Raw genomic sequence first — 19,097 nt, 5'->3', positions numbered from 1 at the left:
GGGAAGTGCTGGCCATGGCGGAAACGGTGGACTCGTATTCGGAAACGGTGGTGCCGGTGGAAGCGGCGGCCATGGCGGACTCCTATGCGGAGACGGTGGGGCCGGTGGATCTGGTGGGTCCGCCGGGGACGGCGGGTCGAGCGCCCTATTCGGAAGCAGCGGCGGTGACGGCGGTGCCGGCGGAAGCGGTGGCCACGGTGGAAGCGGTGGCGCGGCTGGGCTGTTCGGCTCTGGTGGCCACGGTGGAAACGGCGGGGCCGGCGGGCACGGCGGGTCGGGCACCGTAAACGGAGACAACGGCCACACTGGCAAGAACGGCAGAAACGGTGATGGTGTGCGGATTGGACCGGGAAACCGGTGAGGTGTTCGGGCGGCATGTCGTCGCCTGCGCCCAGACCGAAACAGCGGCGGTGGCGGCCGGGTGGCGCCGAGATGGCGCCGGGATGGCAACGCCGTCGATCGAGCCGGTCTTCGGTGGTGGATGTGGGGGCAAGCTCGCCTCATGGGCTGGCCAATGCTGCCGCATTGTGTAGATCGTGCGGAAATACAAGGGGCAGTGCACCTTTGAGGTGTTATCCAGCCGCTGGGTGGTGGGGTGCGTACGGTGTCTTGGTTGGTGCGCTGGCGCCCCTCGCGACTACGAGCGCCTGCCGGCGCACTCTGAATGGTTCGCCGCGTCGCACCAGCCACCGAGGGTCAGCCTCCGTCAGCGGAACGCCACGGCGAAAAATCGGGTGGAATTTCGCCGTGGCGTTACGGTCGCGACGGTGGCTTGCGCTAACGCCAGGAGTATTCGGTGCGCAACCGGGCGGCGACCACATCGAAGATGTCGCGCGGCAGGATCGCGCCCTCGCGGCGGATACTCTCCTCCGGCACGTCGAGCACCCGGTCCAGCCGGACCCAGCTCTGCCTTCCTTCGTAATCCCAATCCCCAGAACCGATTCCGACCCAGTCACGATCGGTGCCGCGGTCTTCCTGGCTGGACAGCATGAGCCCCAGCAAGATGTTGCGGTTACGGCCGACGACGAGCACCGGCCGGTCTTTGCCGCGGGTTGGGTCGTCTTCGTAGACCACCCAGGTCCACACGATTTCCCCCGGGTTGGCCCGGCCATCGAGATCCGGGGCGTAGACCAGCCTGCGGGCCCGCTGTGCGGTGGGAAAGCTGGTGCTGGTCACCGGCCGGCCTGCGGCGATCTCCTGGGGAGGTGGCGGCAGGCCCATCGCCATGATGTTCGCGGTGATCTTCACCGCATGCTGAAGTTCTCGCAGGACGGTCTGCGAGTTCTGTAGTTGACGCGCCACCTTCGGAGCCTCGTTGAACACCAGGTTCCCTACATTCTCCGCGAAACGCTGGAACGTCTTCCACTGTGACTTCCGGGCGGACGCCATGTTGGCAGCATAGCCGCGCCCGGCGGCGCGCGATTGTGTCTCGAAGCGCCCGGCTGGATACGCTGGACATACCCACCAACCGCCCAGCTGGCAGGCTCACGACCGTCCACCAGGAGACTCCCATCAGCAGTTTCGCCGACAAGACCTTCACGCCGCCGGCGCAGATTCGCAACTTCTGCATCATTGCTCACATCGACCACGGCAAGTCGACGCTGGCCGACCGGATGCTGCAGTTGACCGGGGTTGTCGACGAGCGTTCGATGCGCGCGCAATACCTGGACCGGATGGACATCGAGCGGGAACGCGGTATCACCATCAAGGCCCAGAATGTGCGGCTGCCCTGGCGGGTGGCCGACCAGGACTACGTGCTGCACCTCATCGACACTCCCGGCCACGTCGACTTCACCTACGAGGTGTCGCGGGCGCTGGAGGCCTGCGAGGGTGCGGTGCTGCTGGTAGACGCGGCGCAGGGCATCGAGGCGCAGACGTTGGCCAACCTGTATTTGGCGCTGGACCGCGACCTGCACATCATTCCGGTGCTGAACAAGATCGACCTGCCGGCCGCCGACCCGGACCGCTACGCGGGTGAGATCGCCCACATCATCGGCTGCGAGCCGCATGACGTGCTGCGGGTGTCCGGCAAGACCGGCGAGGGCGTGGCGCAGCTGCTCGACGAGGTGGTCCGGCAGGTGCCGCCGCCTCGTGGAGACGCCGACGGGCCCACTCGCGCAATGATTTTCGACTCCGTCTACGACATCTACCGCGGTGTGGTGACCTACGTCCGGGTGGTCGACGGCAAGATCACCCCACGAGAGCGCATCGCCATGATGTCCACCGGCGCCACCCACGAGCTGCTCGAGGTCGGCATAGTCTCACCCGAGCCGAAGCCCTGCGAGGGCCTCGGTGTGGGCGAGGTGGGGTATCTGATCACCGGCGTCAAGGACGTGCGCCAGTCCAAGGTCGGCGACACCGTGACGACGGTTCGCAACGGCGCCAAGGAGGCGCTGACCGGCTACCGCGAGCCCAAGCCGATGGTCTATTCGGGGCTGTATCCCGTTGACGGTTCGGACTACCCCAATCTGCGCGATGCCCTGGACAAGCTGCGGCTCAACGACGCGGCGCTGACCTATGAGCCGGAAACATCGGTGGCGCTGGGTTTCGGGTTCCGGTGTGGCTTCCTGGGTTTGCTGCACATGGAGATCACCCGCGAGCGTCTGGAGCGCGAGTTCGATCTGGACCTGATCTCCACCTCACCCAACGTCGTCTACCGAGTGCTCAAAGAGGATGGCTGCGAGATCGTCGTCACCAATCCGTCGGACTGGCCGGAGGGCAAGATCCGTACGGTTTACGAGCCCGTCGTGAAGACCACCATCATTGCGCCCAGCGAGTTCATCGGCACCATCATGGAACTGTGCCAGTCGCGCCGGGGGGAGCTGGGCGGCATGGATTACCTGTCGCCCGAACGAGTGGAGCTGCGCTACACAATGCCGTTGGGGGAGATCATCTTCGACTTCTTCGACGCACTGAAGTCGCGCACCCGCGGCTATGCCAGCCTCGATTACGAAGAGGCCGGGGAACAGGAAGCGCAACTGGTCAAGGTCGACATCTTGTTGCAGGGCGAGACCGTCGATGCGTTCAGCGCGATCGTGCACAAGGATTCGGCGTTCGCCTACGGCAACAAGATGACGACAAAGCTCAAAGAGCTGATCCCGCGTCAGCAGTTCGAAGTGCCGGTCCAGGCCGCCATCGGGTCGAAAATCATTGCACGCGAGAATATCCGCGCAATCCGCAAGGATGTGCTGTCGAAGTGCTACGGCGGCGACATCACTCGCAAGCGCAAACTGCTGGAAAAGCAGAAGGAAGGTAAGAAGCGGATGAAAACCATTGGACGGGTTGATGTTCCGCAGGAGGCGTTTGTCGCGGCGCTATCCACCGACACCGCAGGGGACAAGGGCAAGAAATAGCGATGATCTCGTCGCGAGCACGCTTGATCCGGGTGATCGCGGTACTGAGCGCCGGCCTGATGGCCGCCGGTTGCACGGCCGTTGTCGTTGGCGCCGCGCGCCCAGCGCCCGGTTTGAAGCCTCGCCCGGTAACGGGTCAGAGCATCAAGCAGGTGCTCCTCGACGATGCTGCGCTGTCGCGAATTCTCGGCCAGTCGTTCAAGACTGAGGCGCAGTTCCCGCCGCGGTTCGGCGGCCGCGACCAACTGTCATACCCTTATGGACCTGCCTCGCCCGCCGACTGCGTCGGCGTCGTGACCGTACTGGCGAGAGATGCCTACGAGTCCGCCGCCGTCAACGACGTGGCGCGTGAGATATGGTGGCACACAAGTGATTCCGTAAAGGTGATCAGCGTGGCCGAGGGCGTAGTCACGTTGCCGAAGGCATCTGACGCGGACGCGCTGTTTGCGAAATTCTCCCAGCAGTGGAAACACTGCGACGGCGCAGTGGTGGATCTGCGTGGTGCGACGCTCAGTTTTGCCGACACGATCAGTGAGGTGCGTGTCGCCAATTCTGTTTTAGCCGCAACCGTTTTCGATCAAGCCAGCATTTTCGGCTCGAACCCGATGCCGGTAGCGCGGGCCATCGGTGTCCGGCTGAATTGCCTCGTCGACGTGGAGATCACCTTCTTCAGCAGCGAAAACCCGTCGGACCAGGGGTCTGGCGATGCCGAGACCAGCGCCATCGACATCGCCCACGCCATGATGGACAAGATCACCGCGCTGAGCTAATTGCTGATACCGGTCTGGGTGCGAGCAGACGCGGAATCGCGCGAATTCCATTGGAATCGTGCGATTCTGCGTCTGCTCAGCGCGAAGCTACATGGGCGCGTTAGCCGGCTGGAACGTCCCGGAGCTGTCGGCCTCTTCCTCGGCGCGGATCACGTGGACCACCGCGTTGATCAACGCCAGATGGGTGAACGCCTGCGGGAAATTGCCCAGCTGACGCCCGGTCCGCGGCTCGATCTCCTCGGCGTAGAGGTGCAACGGGCTGGCGAAGGACAGCAGCCGTTCGCACAGCCGTTTGGCCCGGGCCAATTCGCCGATCTCCACCAGCGCCGACACCAGCCAGAACGAGCAGATGGTAAACGTGCCCTCTTCGCCGGATAGGCCGTCGTCGGTCTCGTGCACCCGATACCGCAACACCAGCCCGTCCTCGGTGAGTTCGTCGGCAATGGCCAGCACGGTGTTGCGCACCCGGGGGTCGTCCGGCGGCAGGAATCGAGTCAGCACCGCCAGCAACAGCGACGCGTCCAGTGCGTCGCTGCCGTAGCGCTGGGTCAACACACCACGCGAGTCCACCCCGTGCTCGAGGATGTCCGCCTTGATCTCCTCGGCGATCTGGCGCCATTGCTGGGCATAGCTCTTCTCGCCCTGCCGCTCGGCCAGCTTGGCGCCGCGGTCCAGCGCCACCCAGCACATCACCTTCGACGAGGTGAAGTGCTGCGGTTCGCCGCGCACTTCCCAGATGCCACGGTCGGGCTCACGCCAGTGCTTGATCGCCTCTTCCACCTGCCGCTTGAGCACCGGCCACAACGTTTCCGGAACTTGCTCGCGAGACTTGCAGTGCAAGTAGAAGGAATCCAGGATCGAGCCCCAAATGTCATGCTGCTGCTGGTTGTAGGCGCCGTTGCCGATCCGGACCGGGCGCGCGTGGTCGTAACCGGACAGGTGGAGCAGCTCATCTTCGACCAGGCTGCGCTCGCCCCCAACTCCGTACATCACTTGCAGCGGATGACTCTCGTCGTTGTTGGCGCCGGACACGTCGGCGATGAAGGCGAAGAAGTCGTCGGCCTCGCGGTCCAGCCCTAGCGTGTAGAGCCCCCACAACGCGAAGGTGGAGTCGCGCACCCAGGCGTAGCGATAGTCCCAGTTACGTTCGCCGTGCGGGGTTTCCGGCAGCGACGTGGTGCTGGCCGCCAACAGCGCACCGGTGGGCGAATACGTCAACCCTTTCAGCGTCAGTGCGCTGCGCTGCAGGTACGCCCGCCACGGATGGTCGGGGAAGTTGCCGATGTTGATCCACTGCCGCCAGCATTCGCTGGTTTGCCACATCTTTTCGGCAGCTTCTTGATACGTCTGCGGCGCGGGGTGCTTGGTCCAGCTCAATGCGACGAACACGTCGTCGCCTTCACACATTCGGGTGCGTGCGCGCGCTTCCCGGCCCTCCAGCCCGATCCGCAGATTGGTGGTCAGCCGCAACGTCGGATGATCGTCTGGGCGTTTTGCCGCCCGTGCGATGGCCTCGCCATAGGCATTGGCCGAATATTCCCACGTGGCCCCGTGGCGGTGGTAGTCGAACGCCGGTTCGCAGCTCATCACCAGCTCGACGGTGCCGCTGACACAGCGCACCGTGCGTAGCAGGATGTGCTCGGCATCCCAATCCATCGGGGTGCGCCGGTGGGTTCGCGATCGACGCTCGATGTCGTGCCACTTTCCCATCACCAGTGCGTCGCGCACGATCAGCCAGCCGGTGTGAGTCTGCCAGGTGGTCTCCATGATCAGGCTGCCCGGCAGGTAGCGCCGCGCCGCCGGCACCGAAACCCCGTAGGGGCCCAGCCGGAAGTGCCCCGCACTGCGGTCCAAAATCGCGCCGAACACACTGGGGGAGTCCGGCCGGGGCACGCACATCCACTCCACCGATCCGGCGGGCGAGATCAGGCAGGTCGTTTCCCAGTCTGACAGGAAGGCGTAGTCGGCGATGGGTGGAAACGGGTTGCGCAGTGACGGGCTGGACGCGTAAATGCCCTTCGCATCGGAGTTGACGGACGGGGTGGGTGCTGCCTGGAACGCTGGAATTTCGTTGACCTGAGAGACGTGGGCGGGTTCAGTGACCTCGGCGGCTTCGTCGGCGGGCTCGGCGTGCAGGACCATGCCGTCATCATCGACTGTCGACCTGCTCTGCGTCCACCACTTCGCCTGCCCCGTTACCCAGGTGTCGCGAATTAGCCGCCGCGCCGGGCGTAGCGGGGCGCATGCTCGGGCAGCGGACCGATCGCCACCAGATAGGCGAGCACCCATCGCAGTCGGCGTGACTGGGCTACCAGTCGGACCGCCCGCGGTGGCTGGGGGTCGCCGCTGGTCATGGCGACCGCCACCACCCGGGCATGAATGGCCCGTTGCATGGCTTGCAGAAACGCCGTCGGCGCCCACCGGCGCGCCTGTACCCGCGCCAGCCTGGCGGCCGGTGCTCGTCCGGTGCGCAGCGGTCCGGCCAGGATACGTGCGGTGGCCACCGCGTCGGCTACGGCCAGATTGATGCCTATTCCGCCGACAGGCGACATTGCATGTGCGGCATCGCCAATGCACAACACTCCGTCGGAATACCAGCGGCGAAGCCGATTCAGTTGCACATCAAGCAGTTTCACGTCGTCGAAGGAACTCAATGTGTCGATGCGGTCGGCGAGCCAGGGCACCGTGCGCACCAGTGCGCGGTGCAGAGCAGGCATGCCTTGTGCGCGCATCTCGGCATCGCTTCCCTTCGGGATGACGTGGGCGATCTGGTAGTAGTCACCGCGGTCGATCGTGATCGTGCCGTGCCCGGTATCGAAGACGCCGGCTAGACCGCCGGGATCGCCGGGCCGGCGCGGCAACCGAAGCCACCACACGTCCATCGGCGCGCCGAAGCCCCGAGGTTGCCAGCCCAGGGCCGAGCGCACCGTTGAACTCCGGCCGTCGCAGCCCACCGTCAGCTCGGCTCGCATCTGCCGGGTTTCGCCGGACGAGTCCCGGTATTCAACGCCGACGACGCGCGCACCGTCGGCTCCGCGCAGCAGTCCGGTCACCTCGGTGCTGCGCAGCAACCTGAACGTGGGTTCGGTTTGTGCCGCATCGGCCAGCAACTCCAGCAGATCCCACTGTGGCACCAACGCGATGTGCTGATGGCGACCGGGCAGGCGGTGCAGATCGAGCTCGACCGGTTGGCCCTGCAGCTTCATCCGGATGGTTTCGATCAGGCGATGCGGGATGCTGGCAAATCGCGGCCCCAGCCCTAATTGGTCGAGCAGCCCCAAGGTGCTGGCATGCACGGTGTCGCCGCGGAAGTCGCGCAGGAAGTCGGCGTGCTTTTCCATCACGGTGACGTCGACGCCGGCGCGGGCCAACAACAAGCCGAGCATCATGCCCGCCGGCCCGGCACCGGCGACCAGACACGTGGTTTTGTCCGACTGCCGGGGCATGGCTGATCTTAGGCTGATGTCGCGACATTGGTTTCGGCTGCCGCGCCGAATAGTGTGTGTTCAGTGAACGGATTCCTGAATTGGTGGGACGGCGTTGAGCTGTGGCTTTCCGGACTCCCGTTCGCGTTGCAGGCGCTGGCGGTAATGCCGGTGGTGCTGGGGCTGGCATATCTCACAGCGGCCGTGCTGGATGGCCTGCTCGGCAAGGGCATCCAGGTGATGCGGCGTATCCGGCACTCCGACGAAACATCCGGGTAAGCCGATGCCGCGGTCGCACGTCACCCTAGTTTTGGTCGCGCTTGTGGTGCTGGTGATCGCCACCTGGTTGCTGACGCGGTGAGGTCGGTGTGCTCGCCATGGGCGTTAGCCCGATTCTGTTAGGCTTCGCGGCATGCACGCGGTAGCCGGTCGTCCGGGGCGCTCGCTCGGTGCGCCCGGCTGCGTGGCTGCGGCTGCGGCGATCCGCGCCGCCGTCAACGTGCACTGTTGTCGCTGACTCCCGCCCGTGCGCGGTCTGGTATGGAGTTGGTGAAGTTCTCCAGTTAGTGACCGATCGCCTTTCCGCCGCTACGGGACCGCCGTTGACCACTCCCGCACCGGAAGGCCACCAATGCCACAGACGCCGAAGATTCCGTGGCGGCACGTCGTTGCATGCTCGGCGGTGCTCGCGCTGGTCGTGGGTGTCGCCGCCGCGTGTCACGGGGGTCCCAGCGACGTCGTCGGGGGCGGCGGGCCCGCCGGCGCGCACACCAGCATCACCCTGGTGGCCTACTCCGCCCCGGAACCTGGCTGGAGGACGGTGATCCCGGCGTTCAACGCCTCCGAGGAGGGCAGGGACGTGCAGGTGATCACGTCATACGGGGCCTCTGGTGACCAGTCCCGCGGTGTCGTCGACGGCAAACCGGCCGATCTGGTGAACTTCTCCGTCGAACCCGACATCACCCGATTGGTCAAAGCCGGCAAGGTTTCCAAGGACTGGAATGCCGACGCCACCAAGGGGATTCCGTTCGGTTCGGTGGTGACGCTGGTGGTACGCGCCGGCAATCCCAAGAACATCAAGGATTGGGACGACCTGTTGCGACCCGGCGTGGAGGTCATCACCCCCAGCCCGCTGAGTTCGGGTTCGGCCAAGTGGAACCTGCTCGCTCCCTACGCGGTCAAAAGCGAAGGCGGCCGCAACAGCCAGGCCGGCATCGACTACGTCAGCACGTTGGTGCGCGAACACGTCAAATTGCGCCCTGGATCAGGCCGGGAAGCCACCGATGTCTTTGTCCAGGGCAGCGGCGATGTGCTGATCAGCTATGAGAACGAGGCCATCGCTACCGAGCGGCAGGGCAAGGCGGTCCAGCACATCACCCCGCCACAGACGTTCAAGATCGAAAACCCGCTGGCGGTGGTCACCACGACCACCCACCTGGCTGCCGCGACGGCATTCAAGAACTTCCAATACACCGCGCCGGCGCAGAAACTGTGGGCGCAGTCCGGTTTCCGGCCCGTCGATCCCGCGGTGGCCGCCGACTTCCGCGACCAGTTCCCCGTGCCGGCGAAGCTATGGACCGTCGCCGACCTGGGCGGCTGGGACATCGTGGATGCGCAGCTGTTCGACAAGGGAACCGGCAGCATCACCAAGATCTACATGCAGGCCACCGGATGAGCACACCGACACCGCCGGTTTCGGAGCCCGTTTCACCCGTCGTCGGGGCCGCTGCGGCCAGCGGCGACAGCGCACCAGATCGCCGCGGCCCGTGGGGCGGCACGTCTGTTCGGGTCGGAGTGTCGATGGTGTGGCTGTCGATCATCGTGCTGCTGCCGTTGGCCGCCATCGCCTGGCAGGCGTCCGGAGGCGGCTGGCAAGCGTTCTGGCTGTCGGTCACCTCGCGGGCCGCATTGGACTCGCTGCGGGTGACGCTGAGTATTTCCGCCGCGGTCACTCTCGTCAACACGGCGTTCGGCCTGCTGATTGCCTGGGTGCTGGTGCGCGACGACTTTGTCGGCAAGCGGCTCGTCGATGCGATCATCGATCTGCCCTTCGCGCTGCCCACCATTGTGGCCAGTCTGGTGATGCTCGCCCTATACGGCCCCACCAGTCCGGTGGGTCTGCACTGGCAGCACACCGCGTTGGGGGTGGGCGTGGCGCTGGCGTTTGTCACCTTGCCTTTCGTGGTGCGCGCAGTTCAGCCGGTGCTGCTGGAAGTCGACCGCGAGGCCGAGGAGGCGGCGGCGTCGCTAGGTGCCTCCGGCCGCAAGGTCTTCACCTCCGTGGTGTTGCCTTCGCTGTTGCCGGCGTTGTTGTCCGGTGCCGGCCTTGCGTTTTCGCGGGCCATCGGTGAATACGGTTCGGTCGTGCTGATCGGGGGCGCCGTGCCGGGCAAGACCGAGGTGTCGTCGCAGTGGATCCGCACCTTGATCGAGAACGACGACCGCGCCGGCGCCGCCGCGATATCCATTGTGCTGCTGACGATTTCGTTTGTAGTATTGCTAGTGCTGCGTGTCGTAGGTACGCGTGCGGCCCGGCGCGAGGAGATGGTCGTATGACGCCCTCGCCCGCAGTCCGTTACCTGGCGCGATCCGTCGCGCTCGGGTATGTCATGGTGCTGCTGGTGATTCCGGTGGCGGTGATCCTGTGGCGGACCTTCGAACCTGGACTCGGCCAGTTCTACGCCTGGATCAGTACGCCGGCGGCGGTATCGGCGTTGAATTTGTCGCTGCTGGTGGTGGGCATCGTGGTGCCGCTGAACGTGCTGTTCGGCATTCCGACGGCATTGATGCTCGCCCGCAATCGGTTTCGGGGCAAGGGTGTCTTACAGGCGATCATCGACCTGCCGTTTGCGGTTTCACCCGTCATCGTGGGTGTTGCGTTGATCCTGCTGTGGGGATCCGCGGGTGCGCTGGGCTTCGTCGAGAAAGAGCTCGGGTTGAAGATCATCTTCGGTCTGCCCGGCATTGTCCTCGCCAGCATGTTCGTCACGCTGCCGTTCGTGGTGCGCGAAGTCGAGCCCGTGTTGCACGAGTTGGGCACCGACCAGGAGCAGGCAGCCGCGACGCTGGGTTCTGGTTGGTGGCAGACGTTTTGGCGGATCACGCTGCCGTCCATCCGGTGGGGGCTGACCTACGGCATCGTGTTGACGGTCGCCCGCACGCTCGGCGAATACGGCGCGGTCCTCATCGTGTCGTCGAACCTGCCGGGTAGCTCCCAAACGCTGACGTTGCTGGTGTCGGACCGGTACAACCGTGGCGCCCAGTACGGGGCCTACGCGCTGTCCACCCTGCTGATGGCCGTGGCAGTGGTGGTCTTGATCGTCCAGGTGGCACTGGACGCCCGCCGGGCACGAGCGGCCGGCCAGGCCTGACGAGGAGACTCTGAGATGACCGCAGCCATGACGGAGGGCCGCAACGGCTACGCCATCGTCGTGCGCAACGCCGCCAAGCGTTATGGCGACTTCGTTGCCCTGGACCACGTGGACTTCGTGGTGCCCGCCGGTTCACTGACGGCGTTGCTGGGTCCCAGTGGCTCCGGGAAATCGACCTTGTTGCGCACCATCGCCGGCCTTGACCGACCAGACGCCGGCTCGGTGACGATCAATGGGCGCGACGTGACCGGTGTGCCACCGCAGCGGCGTGGCATCGGGTTCGTCTTTCAGCATTACGCCGCCTTCAAGCACCTGACGGTTCGTGACAACGTCGCCTACGGGTTGAAGATCCGCAAGCGGCCCCGGGCCGAGATCAAGGAGAAGGTCGACCACCTGCTGGAGGTGGTGGGGCTCAGCGGATTTCATGGCCGCTACCCCAACCAGCTTTCCGGCGGACAGCGTCAGCGGATGGCACTGGCCCGCGCGCTGGCCGTCGACCCGGAGGTGTTGCTGCTCGACGAACCGTTCGGTGCTCTGGACGCCAAAGTCCGCGAGGACCTGCGCAGCTGGCTGCGCCGCCTGCACGACGAGGTACACGTCACGACGGTATTGGTCACCCATGACCAGGCCGAGGCGCTGGATGTGGCCGATCGCATCGCCGTGCTCAACAAGGGCCGCATCGAACAGGTCGGATCGCCGACCGACGTCTACGATGCCCCGGCGAACGCGTTCGTCATGTCCTTCCTGGGGGCGGTGTCCATGCTGAACGGCGCCTTGGTCCGCCCCCACGACATCCGAGTCGGCCGGACTCCGGAGATGGCGGTTGCCGCCGCCGACGGTACCGCGGAGTCCACCGGTGTTGCCCGCGCGACCGTCAATCGGGTGGTGGTGCTGGGCTTCGAGGTACGGGTCGAGTTGACCAGTGCGGCAACCGGAGGAGCCTTCACCGCCCAGATCACCCGCGGTGACGCCGAGGCGCTGGCCCTGCGCGAAGGCGACACCGTCTACGTGCGCGCCACCCGGGTCCCGCCCATTCCCCATGACATCGCGGGTCCAGGCGATGACGGCGTCGGCGGGACGGATACCGATCAGGTCACGCTGACGTCGGTGTGATCCTCGGTCGATTCGGTTCCGGCAACGGCCGCGAGCCGCCACGCTCCGGGGCCGAAAGTCCGGGCCGTTGGCGGCTAATGCACGCCCAGGACAAGTGCCAGTGCCACCGTCACGAACAGCAGCACAAAAAGCGCGACGGCGATAAGGCTGACCAGCACCGTTGGGGTGACTCGTCGCCGGGGCCGCGGTTGCGGGTCCGACAATCCCGAAGTTTGCGCCGAGTCCGGCGGCGTGGCGCCGGGCGTGACACCTCCACCCGGTTCGAGCGCCGGGGTTCTCGCTGGATCGGGATCGGGGGGCAATGCGGTCATGGCTTTCTGGCCTCCGTCGCGGCTCGGTGTGGCGTCTGGCAACCACGTGATTGGGGGGTACCCCATTGAAGTGAGGTCACCCAATCCGCGCGGTGCCTGGTGAGCAGCGAGTTTCGGTCCGAGCGCTACGTGGGTGCCGGCGAGCAACCCGCGACCCCTTCCCGTCGCGCGCCCCGTTTCTGGCGTTCGGCAAGCGCCAACCGTGGGAAACCTCACACCGTCTGCCGCCACGCTCGAAAGCGCCGGCGCCTCACCGCATTGCCCTGCCACCGGTATCCTCACGAATCGCCATGGACCCCAAGGTGATCGGCGCCGGGAGCTAGACCACTTCGGTGCGACCAGAGGATCGCGAAACTGGCGCGGGCTTCGCCGGCGATCCCCGGCGACGGGTGCGACAGCCACAGCCGGTGGCGCCGAGCGATGTAATTAGATGTACTATCGGTCGGTCGGATCTAGGGCGTAACGCGACGCCATGCCGGTCAACATACGCAACGGCAACGGCGCCGGTTGAGTCCACAGCAAAGGAGTGATCGATGAACGGGATAGTGGCTTCGGCTGTCCGTAGCGCAGTGACGACCATTGCAGTGGCTGCGGCGCTTGTCGTGATGCCCTTGGCGGGTGCGACGGTTCCGGCCAACGCCATGCCCGGATCGGGTAGCACGTTCGCCTCGCCGGTTCTGCTCGACGATCCCAACCCCGGCGATCCGTCCGACGGGGGCGCTCCCACCGGCCCAAATGATCCGCGATGCATCCAGATGCCGTTGTCCCCGATATGCCACGGCGGCCCGTACTACCAGGGCCCGCCCACCGGTCCGGACGATCCGCAGTGCGCCCGGATGCCCGGCGATGGCGTGTGCGCCGGGGGTCCTTATGCCCCCCGGCTACCCGCTGAGCCGCCAGCCGTGCCCGCGGCGCCGCCCATGGAACCGGCTCCAGCGCCGGTTGCCCCGCACATCGACGTACCACAAATTCCAGAGGAGCACTTCCCCTCGGGGCCCGGCCGCATCTAGAACGCAGTACTTTGCCTCCGATTGCGCCGGCGGCCCGATGCTGACCGCAGCCGATTCCCGGGCTGACCCGGCAGGTATGTGCTGCTGTACCGGATTCGGCTCAGCACCAACATGTTTCGGCGCAACACCGGGACAGTCTCGTAGCGGCACTCGCGTGGATTCGACTCGGCGCGTCAGGCGGCGATGCGTTCAGCGGCCGCCTGATCAAAGCGATCCAGGACGGTCTCGGCGACCAGGGGGTGTGCGCCCAGCGGCGCCGTCATGGGGATACCGGCGCCGTGCGCGTAGGTGTGCACCCGGTCGGTCAACACCCCCGGCGCCAGGAACCACAACGCGATGGCCAGCCGGCGGGCGCCGCGGCCGAGCAGCTGGTCGACGGCGGCAGGCAGCGAACGGGGCGCGGTCGCGAAGGCCGTCGTGGCCCCGGCCCATCGGGTGCCGGCAGCCAGCTTCGGCGCTACGCTTGCGGTTCGCGCGTTGGCCGATGCGCTCGACGACCCGATGGCGACCACCAGCACCCCGAGGGCCTCGTCGAGGCGCGAAGCCCCCAGCTCTGCCAGTCGCTGGTGCAGCACCGTCAGCAACCGGTCGTCCTCGCCGAGGACATCGGCTTGCCGGACCGCGTTGGCGCGCCGTAGGGCCGAGCCGGCGATCTGGCGGGGGATGTCGATGGCGGCGTGGTACGCGTCGGCCAGCAGCAGGGGAGTGACGACGGCGTCGGCTGGACACTCGCCGAGCACCTCGACCAGACTCGGGGGATTCTGCTCACAGAACGCCACCTGCACGTCAAGGCCCGCCCGCAGGCGAGCCAGGCGGCCCGCCACCGCTCGCGCATTGGCCGCCGACCGGGGATCCGGGCTGCCGTGCGCCGTCAGCACAAGTGTCGTCACGAGACGTGCAGCCCGCATTCCGTTTTGGCCAGCCCTTGCCAGCGGCCGCTGCGCGGGTCGGCGCCGTCTGTCGGTTTGGCTGTGCACGGAGCGCAGCCGATCGACGGATAGCCTTCGTAAACAAGCGGATTGACCAGCACGTCGTGTTCGGTGATGTACTTCTGGATGTCCTCGTCCGTCCAGGCTGCCAGCGGATTGATCTTCACCAGTTTGAACGCTTCGTCGAAGCTGATCAGCGGTGCATTGGCGCGGGTCGGCGCTTCGACTCGGCGCAGACCGGTCACCCAGGCCGAATAGCCGCGCAGGGTCTTGCTCAGCGGGACGACTTTACGTAGCCGGCAGCACTCACCCGGGTTCCGGGCGAACAGATCCTTGCCCAGCAATTCGTCTTGTTCGGCGACCGTGTGCTCGGGGCTGACATTGAGCACCCGTACGTCGTATACGGATTCGATTGCATCGCGGGTACCGATGGTTTCCGCGAAGTGGTAGCCGGTGTCCAGGAAAAGCACCGGTACTCCGGGCCGCACCTTGGCGGCCAGATCGACGAGCACGGCGTCGGCCATGTTGGAGGCAACCACGTAGTTGCAGGTCGCCCAGCCGCGGGGTCCGTTGACGCCGCCAAAAGTTTCATCGGTCCATCGCAGCAGGTCGGTGGCGCCGGCGCCGTCGAGCTCGGCGGCACCGCGCGCCGCCAACTCCCGTAGCTCCTGTTCGGTCGGCTTGGTTGCCTGAGAAGTCATCGCAGGTCGTCCTCCTCGGCCCGAATCGCCCACTGTGCAAAGCGTTCGCCGTCTGCTCGATGTTTGATGAAGTTGCGCACCACCCGCTCGATGTAGTCGCCCAGCTCGTCGCTGGTGACTTTGTGCTGGCGTAGCTTGCGGCCGAAACCACTGTCCAGTCCGAGGCTTCCGCCCAGATGCACCTGGAAGCCCTCCACCGAGCCGCCATGACCGTCGTCGACCATCTGGCCCTTGAACCCGATGTCGGCGACTTGGATTCGGGCACAGGAGTTCGGACAACCGTTGATATTGACCGTGATCGGTACGGCAAGCTGGGAATTGATGTCTTCCAGACGCCGCTCCAGCTCGGGCGCCAATGATTGTGCCCGCACCCGGGTTTCGGCGAAGGACAGTTTGCAGAACTCAATTCCGCTGCAGGCCATCAGATTTCGACGCCAACGTGATGGGTTGGACTGCAGGCCCAGCGCCTCTAGACCGGCGATCGTCTCGTCGAGCACGGCGTCGGGTATGTCGAGGATGACCAGCTTCTGGTACGGGGTGAACCGGATCCGGTCCGAACCGGCCCGCTCGGCCAGGTCGGCCACCGCTGACAGGATGGTGCCGGATACGCGTCCGGCGATGGGCGCAACCCCGACGGCGTTGCGGCCGTTCTTCTGCCGTTGCACCCCGACATGATCGATCGGATGCCGGAGCGGCTCGGGAGCCGGGCCGTCGATGAGGGGACGCTTGAGGTACTCGGTTTCGAGAACTTCCCGGAATTTCTCGATACCCCAGTCTTTGATCAGGAACTTGAGCCGCGCCTTGGAGCGCAGTCTGCGGTAACCGTAGTCGCGGAACACCGACGTCACCGCGGCCCACACCTCGGGCACCTCCTGCAGGGGAACCCAGGCACCGAGCCGTTGTGCCAACATCGGGTTGGTGGATAGTCCGCCCCCGACCCACAGGTCCAGACCCGGCCCGCGCTCGGGATGGTTAACGCCGACGAACGCAACGTCGTTGATCTCGTGCGCGACGTCCTGCAGACCCGAGATGGCGGTCTTGTATTTGCGCGGTAGGTCGGCGAAGTCGGGGGTGCCGATGTAGCGGCGCACGATTTCCTCGATCGCCCACGTCGGGTCCAGCACCTCGTCCAGCGACTCGCCCGCTAGCGGTGAGCCCAGGATGACCCGGGGGCAGTCGCCGCATGCCTCGGCCGTCTGTAGCCCCACCGCGTCCAGCCGCCGCCAGATTTCGGGAACGTTTTCCACTTCGATCCAGTGGTACTGGAGGTTTTCCCGATCGGAGATGTCGGCCGTATTCCTGGCGAATTCGATCGAAATCTGGCCCAGCGTGCGCAGTGCCGCCGCCGACAGCGCGCCGCCGTCACAGCGGACCCGCATCATGAAGTACTTGGCCTCGAGCTTCTCGATGTTCTCGTCGCCGGTCCAGGAGCCGTCGTAGCCCTGCTCACGCTGGGTGTACAGGCCCCACCACCGGAACCGGCCACGCAGGTCGCCCTTGTCGATGCTGTCGAATCCGCCTTGGGCGTAGGTGCTTTCGATGCGTTGCCGGACGTCGAGCGGGTTGCCGGCCTTCTTCATCTCCTCATTGACGTTGAGCGGCTCATGGTTTCCCAGCGCCCATTGCCCCTCATTGCGGGGCTTGGGGGGACGGGTTGTGGTCATTGGGCTGTTCTCCTTCGCGAACAGTGCCGACCTTGGCGCGCGGAAACCACCGATTCTTACGGGGAGGCGCAGATCCGGTGGCCAGCTGGAGGTACAGGTGGGCTGGGTCTACGACATCAAGGCCGACAGCTACAGCTGCAGACGCGCTTGAGGTCGATGTGCCGTCGCATTACCAGCGCAAGACGCGGGGTCGAATTGGCGAGGGTCACGCCCGACATTCTGCCATGGCCCGCCGGCGGCCGTGCGACCAGGCCTGATTTGTTCTCGCAATGAGCAAAATAAGGACAAACCGGGGGCGGCGCGTGATTATTGGTGCCCTGGTCGCGGGGTCGGCCAATCGCCACCAAAACGTTATTTAGCAGCTATAGAAACTGTTGCGTTAAGAAATTATTGTCGCGTTCGTTTGCGGAGGAGGAGCTCCTTGCTCCGCGCACTCCGATGCGTCGTAGTCAGCAGCGTGACAGGGGAAGCCTCAGGTGAATAAGTGGTCTGGGTTCAAAGATCGTGCCCGTCGCGCCCGTACATCCGCCGGCCAAGGTTCAGCGGTAACGCCGGGCGCCGATGCGGCCGGTCCGGCTCGCTCGACCAGGCGCAACCATCGCTGGCTCGATGTGGTTGCGGTGGCCGTCGTGGCGGGTTTGGTTGGGCTGGCTCTCGGTGGTTGGGTGATGTTTCGGCAATACCAGAAGGATGACGCGGCCCAGGAGGCGCTGCGCGCGGCGCAGAATTATGTCCTCAAGCTAACGAACCTGGATTCGGAAGCAGTTGACTCCAGCTTCGCCGACATCCTGAACGGATCGACCGGTGAATTCAACGACTTATACCGCAAATCCAGTCAGCAGTTCCGCCAAGAGCTGACCGAACGCCAGCTGCATACCCGCGGTTCTGTGGTGGCCGCCGCGGTGAAGTCGGCGACGCCGGACAAGGTTGTGGTCTTGATGTTCGTCGACGAGTCGATACGTAGCCGAGACAGTTCGCGGTCTCAGCTCGACCACGTTTGCATCAAGATGACGATGGTGAAGCTCAACGGTCGTTGGGTGGCGAGAAAGGTACAGCTGCTATGAGTTTCGGGAAAACAGTGATGCGCGACGGCCGCAGCGGGGGTGGCGTGGCGCGGAGGGTTTTCGCGGCGGCCACCGTCGCGGGTGCCGTTTGGGTCCTGGCGCCCGCCCTGTCGCCGGGCAGCTCACATGCGGACAGCGTCAATTGGGAAGCCATCGCGCAATGTGAGTCCGGCGGCAATTGGGCGGCCGACACCGGCAACGGCTTTTACGGTGGTTTGCAGATCAGCCGGCCGACGTGGGAGGGAAACGGGGGAGCCGGCTTGCCGTCGGTCGCCAGCCCTGACGGGCAGATCGAAGTGGGCGAGAGAATCATGACGACTCAGGGGCCGGGCGCATGGCCACGATGCAGTTCATGCAGCCGTGGTGATGGGCCGGTAGGTTCCCTGACGCACATCCTGACGGCGCTGATGGCGTCAAGCGGGGGCTGCCCGGGCAATACCGACGACTGAGCGGTGCACGAAGCGGTTTCCAAATTGGCGGAACTGCTGCGTCGGGTTGCTCCCCCAGTCAATAATCGCCCCGTACCGGACACTCAGCGGCGGAGGGTGACAGTGCCGTCGAGTGACCTCACGCGTGACGAAGCCTCGGGAGGCATGGGTGTCTTTTGTGACGACGGCGCCCGATATTGTGACTGCGGCGGCAACACAATTCGCCAGAATCGGCTCGGCAATCGATGCGGCGGGCAGGGCCGCGGCTGGCCCCACCACGTTGGTGTTGAGCGCAGGTGCCGATGAGGTGTCGGCGAGCATTGCCACGGTTTTCGGGGCACATGGTCGGGCATATCAAGCGTTCGCTGCCCAAGCGTCGGTGTTTCATGATCAGTTTGTCCAGAATCTCGCCACGAGCGCAGGCTCCTATGCCAGCACCGAGGCCGCCAACGCCGCACAGGGTTTGCTGAATGCCATCAACGAGCCCGCCTTGGCGGCGCTGGGGCGCCCATTGATCGGCAACGGCGCCGATGGAGCACCTGGGACCGGGGCTAACGGCGGACCCGGTGGGATATTGATCGGCAATGGCGGTGCCGGCGGTTCCGGTGGCACCGGTCAAAACGGCGGGAACGGCGGACCCGCCGGACTATTCGGCAACGGTGGTGCGGGCGGTAACGGCGGACTCGGCACGACCACAAATGGTGGCAAAGGCGGAACCGGCGGTGCCGGGGGGCTGTTTGGCTCCGGAGGCGCTGGCGGAAACGGCGGGCTTTCAATAATTTTCGCTGGCGGCGCTGGCGGCGCGGGCGGTGCCGCGGCACTATCGGGTGGCGGCGGGGCGGGCGGCTCCGGCGGATTCTCTGGACAGGCTGGCGGCGGCGCCGGCGGCGCTGGCGGCTCCGGAGGACTGCTGGGTGTCGGTGGTGTCGGCGGGGCAGGTGGTCTCGGGGGACTCAGT

General features: G+C 65.7%; 19 protein-coding genes and 1 pseudogene. 12 read left to right on the top strand and 8 right to left on the bottom strand.

Annotated features, from left to right (window positions below; genetic code table 11):
* Positions 1 to 127 (top strand): annotated as a pseudogene (locus EET13_RS32880) (PE family protein); the annotation flags it as partial.
* A gap of 650 nt (positions 128 to 777) precedes the next feature.
* Here the strand turns inward: EET13_RS32880 and EET13_RS18890 are convergent.
* Entirely contained in the window at positions 778 to 1,389 is a 612-nt protein-coding gene (locus tag EET13_RS18890) for a type II toxin-antitoxin system PemK/MazF family toxin (RefSeq protein WP_122443725.1), read from the bottom strand.
* 35 nt (positions 1,390 to 1,424) lie between these two features.
* Between EET13_RS18890 and lepA the strand changes: the two genes are divergently transcribed.
* Together lepA and EET13_RS18880 are read left to right on the top strand one after the other, a co-directional pair.
* Positions 1,425 to 3,353 (top strand): translation elongation factor 4, encoded by a 1,929-nt coding sequence (gene lepA / locus EET13_RS18885; protein ID WP_425293700.1) that lies wholly within the window; start codon positions 1,425 to 1,427, stop codon positions 3,351 to 3,353.
* Positions 3,354 to 3,355: 2 nt separating this feature from the next.
* Positions 3,356 to 4,123 carry a sensor domain-containing protein gene (locus EET13_RS18880; RefSeq protein WP_211189098.1) on the top strand — a complete coding sequence of 256 codons (768 nt, stop codon included), beginning with the start codon at positions 3,356 to 3,358 and terminating at the stop codon, positions 4,121 to 4,123.
* 87 nt (positions 4,124 to 4,210) lie between these two features.
* Here EET13_RS18880 and EET13_RS18875 read toward each other — a convergent pair whose 3' ends face one another.
* Positions 4,211 to 6,265, bottom strand: coding sequence for a glycoside hydrolase family 15 protein (locus EET13_RS18875; RefSeq protein WP_122443719.1), 2,055 nt, complete (start codon positions 6,263 to 6,265; stop codon positions 4,211 to 4,213).
* Between the two features lie 71 nt (positions 6,266 to 6,336).
* Entirely contained in the window at positions 6,337 to 7,569 is a 1,233-nt protein-coding gene (locus EET13_RS18870) for an FAD-dependent oxidoreductase (RefSeq protein WP_122443718.1), read from the bottom strand.
* A 63-nt stretch (positions 7,570 to 7,632) separates the two neighbouring features.
* Between EET13_RS18870 and EET13_RS18865 the strand changes: the two genes are divergently transcribed.
* From EET13_RS18865 to EET13_RS18845, 5 genes are all read left to right on the top strand, one after another.
* A complete protein-coding gene (locus EET13_RS18865) occupies positions 7,633 to 7,827 on the top strand; it encodes a hypothetical protein (RefSeq protein WP_425294034.1) in 195 nt (64 codons plus the stop codon).
* Between the two features lie 352 nt (positions 7,828 to 8,179).
* Positions 8,180 to 9,223 (top strand): sulfate ABC transporter substrate-binding protein, encoded by a 1,044-nt coding sequence (locus tag EET13_RS18860; RefSeq protein ID WP_122443716.1) that lies wholly within the window; start codon positions 8,180 to 8,182, stop codon positions 9,221 to 9,223.
* Entirely contained in the window at positions 9,220 to 10,104 is an 885-nt protein-coding gene (gene cysT, locus EET13_RS18855) for a sulfate ABC transporter permease subunit CysT (protein ID WP_122443715.1), read from the top strand. Before EET13_RS18860 ends, cysT begins: the two co-directional genes overlap by 4 nt.
* On the top strand, positions 10,101 to 10,919 hold the full coding sequence (gene cysW, locus EET13_RS18850) for a sulfate ABC transporter permease subunit CysW (RefSeq protein WP_122443714.1): 819 nt from the start codon (positions 10,101 to 10,103) through the stop codon (positions 10,917 to 10,919). The genes cysT and cysW overlap by 4 nt, the downstream gene beginning before the upstream one ends.
* A gap of 27 nt (positions 10,920 to 10,946) precedes the next feature.
* Entirely contained in the window at positions 10,947 to 12,032 is a 1,086-nt protein-coding gene (locus tag EET13_RS18845; RefSeq protein WP_122443723.1) for a sulfate/molybdate ABC transporter ATP-binding protein, read from the top strand.
* A 74-nt stretch (positions 12,033 to 12,106) separates the two neighbouring features.
* Here EET13_RS18845 and EET13_RS18840 read toward each other — a convergent pair whose 3' ends face one another.
* Entirely contained in the window at positions 12,107 to 12,343 is a 237-nt protein-coding gene (locus tag EET13_RS18840; RefSeq protein WP_122443713.1) for a DUF6480 family protein, read from the bottom strand.
* 533 nt (positions 12,344 to 12,876) lie between these two features.
* Between EET13_RS18840 and EET13_RS18835 the strand changes: the two genes are divergently transcribed.
* Positions 12,877 to 13,353 carry a hypothetical protein gene (locus EET13_RS18835; RefSeq protein ID WP_136623199.1) on the top strand — a complete coding sequence of 159 codons (477 nt, stop codon included), beginning with the start codon at positions 12,877 to 12,879 and terminating at the stop codon, positions 13,351 to 13,353.
* 173 nt (positions 13,354 to 13,526) lie between these two features.
* On the opposite strand, the gene EET13_RS18830 is transcribed toward EET13_RS18835, so the two are convergent.
* The 4 genes from EET13_RS18830 to EET13_RS32875 form a co-directional block, all read right to left on the bottom strand.
* On the bottom strand, positions 13,527 to 14,261 hold the full coding sequence (locus tag EET13_RS18830; protein WP_122443711.1) for a sirohydrochlorin chelatase: 735 nt from the start codon (positions 14,259 to 14,261) through the stop codon (positions 13,527 to 13,529).
* Complete coding sequence (locus EET13_RS18825) at positions 14,240 to 14,983, bottom strand: phosphoadenylyl-sulfate reductase (RefSeq protein ID WP_122443710.1); 744 nt, start codon at positions 14,981 to 14,983, stop codon at positions 14,240 to 14,242. The genes EET13_RS18830 and EET13_RS18825 overlap by 22 nt, the downstream gene beginning before the upstream one ends.
* Positions 14,980 to 16,647 (bottom strand): nitrite/sulfite reductase, encoded by a 1,668-nt coding sequence (locus EET13_RS18820; RefSeq protein WP_168991140.1) that lies wholly within the window; start codon positions 16,645 to 16,647, stop codon positions 14,980 to 14,982. Before EET13_RS18820 ends, EET13_RS18825 begins: the two co-directional genes overlap by 4 nt.
* Positions 16,648 to 16,763: 116 nt before the next feature.
* Positions 16,764 to 16,817 carry a hypothetical protein gene (locus tag EET13_RS32875; protein ID WP_425293701.1) on the bottom strand — a complete coding sequence of 18 codons (54 nt, stop codon included), beginning with the start codon at positions 16,815 to 16,817 and terminating at the stop codon, positions 16,764 to 16,766.
* Between the two features lie 306 nt (positions 16,818 to 17,123).
* Between EET13_RS32875 and EET13_RS18815 the strand changes: the two genes are divergently transcribed.
* From EET13_RS18815 to EET13_RS18805, 3 genes are all read left to right on the top strand, one after another.
* Positions 17,124 to 17,711, top strand: coding sequence for a hypothetical protein (locus EET13_RS18815; RefSeq protein WP_244603996.1), 588 nt, complete (start codon positions 17,124 to 17,126; stop codon positions 17,709 to 17,711).
* Positions 17,708 to 18,160 (top strand): transglycosylase family protein, encoded by a 453-nt coding sequence (locus EET13_RS18810; RefSeq protein ID WP_122443707.1) that lies wholly within the window; start codon positions 17,708 to 17,710, stop codon positions 18,158 to 18,160. Before EET13_RS18815 ends, EET13_RS18810 begins: the two co-directional genes overlap by 4 nt.
* A 148-nt stretch (positions 18,161 to 18,308) precedes the next feature.
* Positions 18,309 to 19,097 (top strand): PE family protein (locus tag EET13_RS18805; protein WP_136623198.1); only part of this gene is annotated, 789 nt, incomplete at its 3' end.

Origin of the sequence: Mycobacterium attenuatum, from assembly GCF_900566085.1 — a bacterium.
Taxonomy (GTDB): Bacteria; Actinomycetota; Actinomycetes; order Mycobacteriales; family Mycobacteriaceae; genus Mycobacterium; species Mycobacterium attenuatum.
Note: the sequence above shows the minus strand (reverse complement) of the source record. Positions and strands in the feature narration are given on the sequence as shown.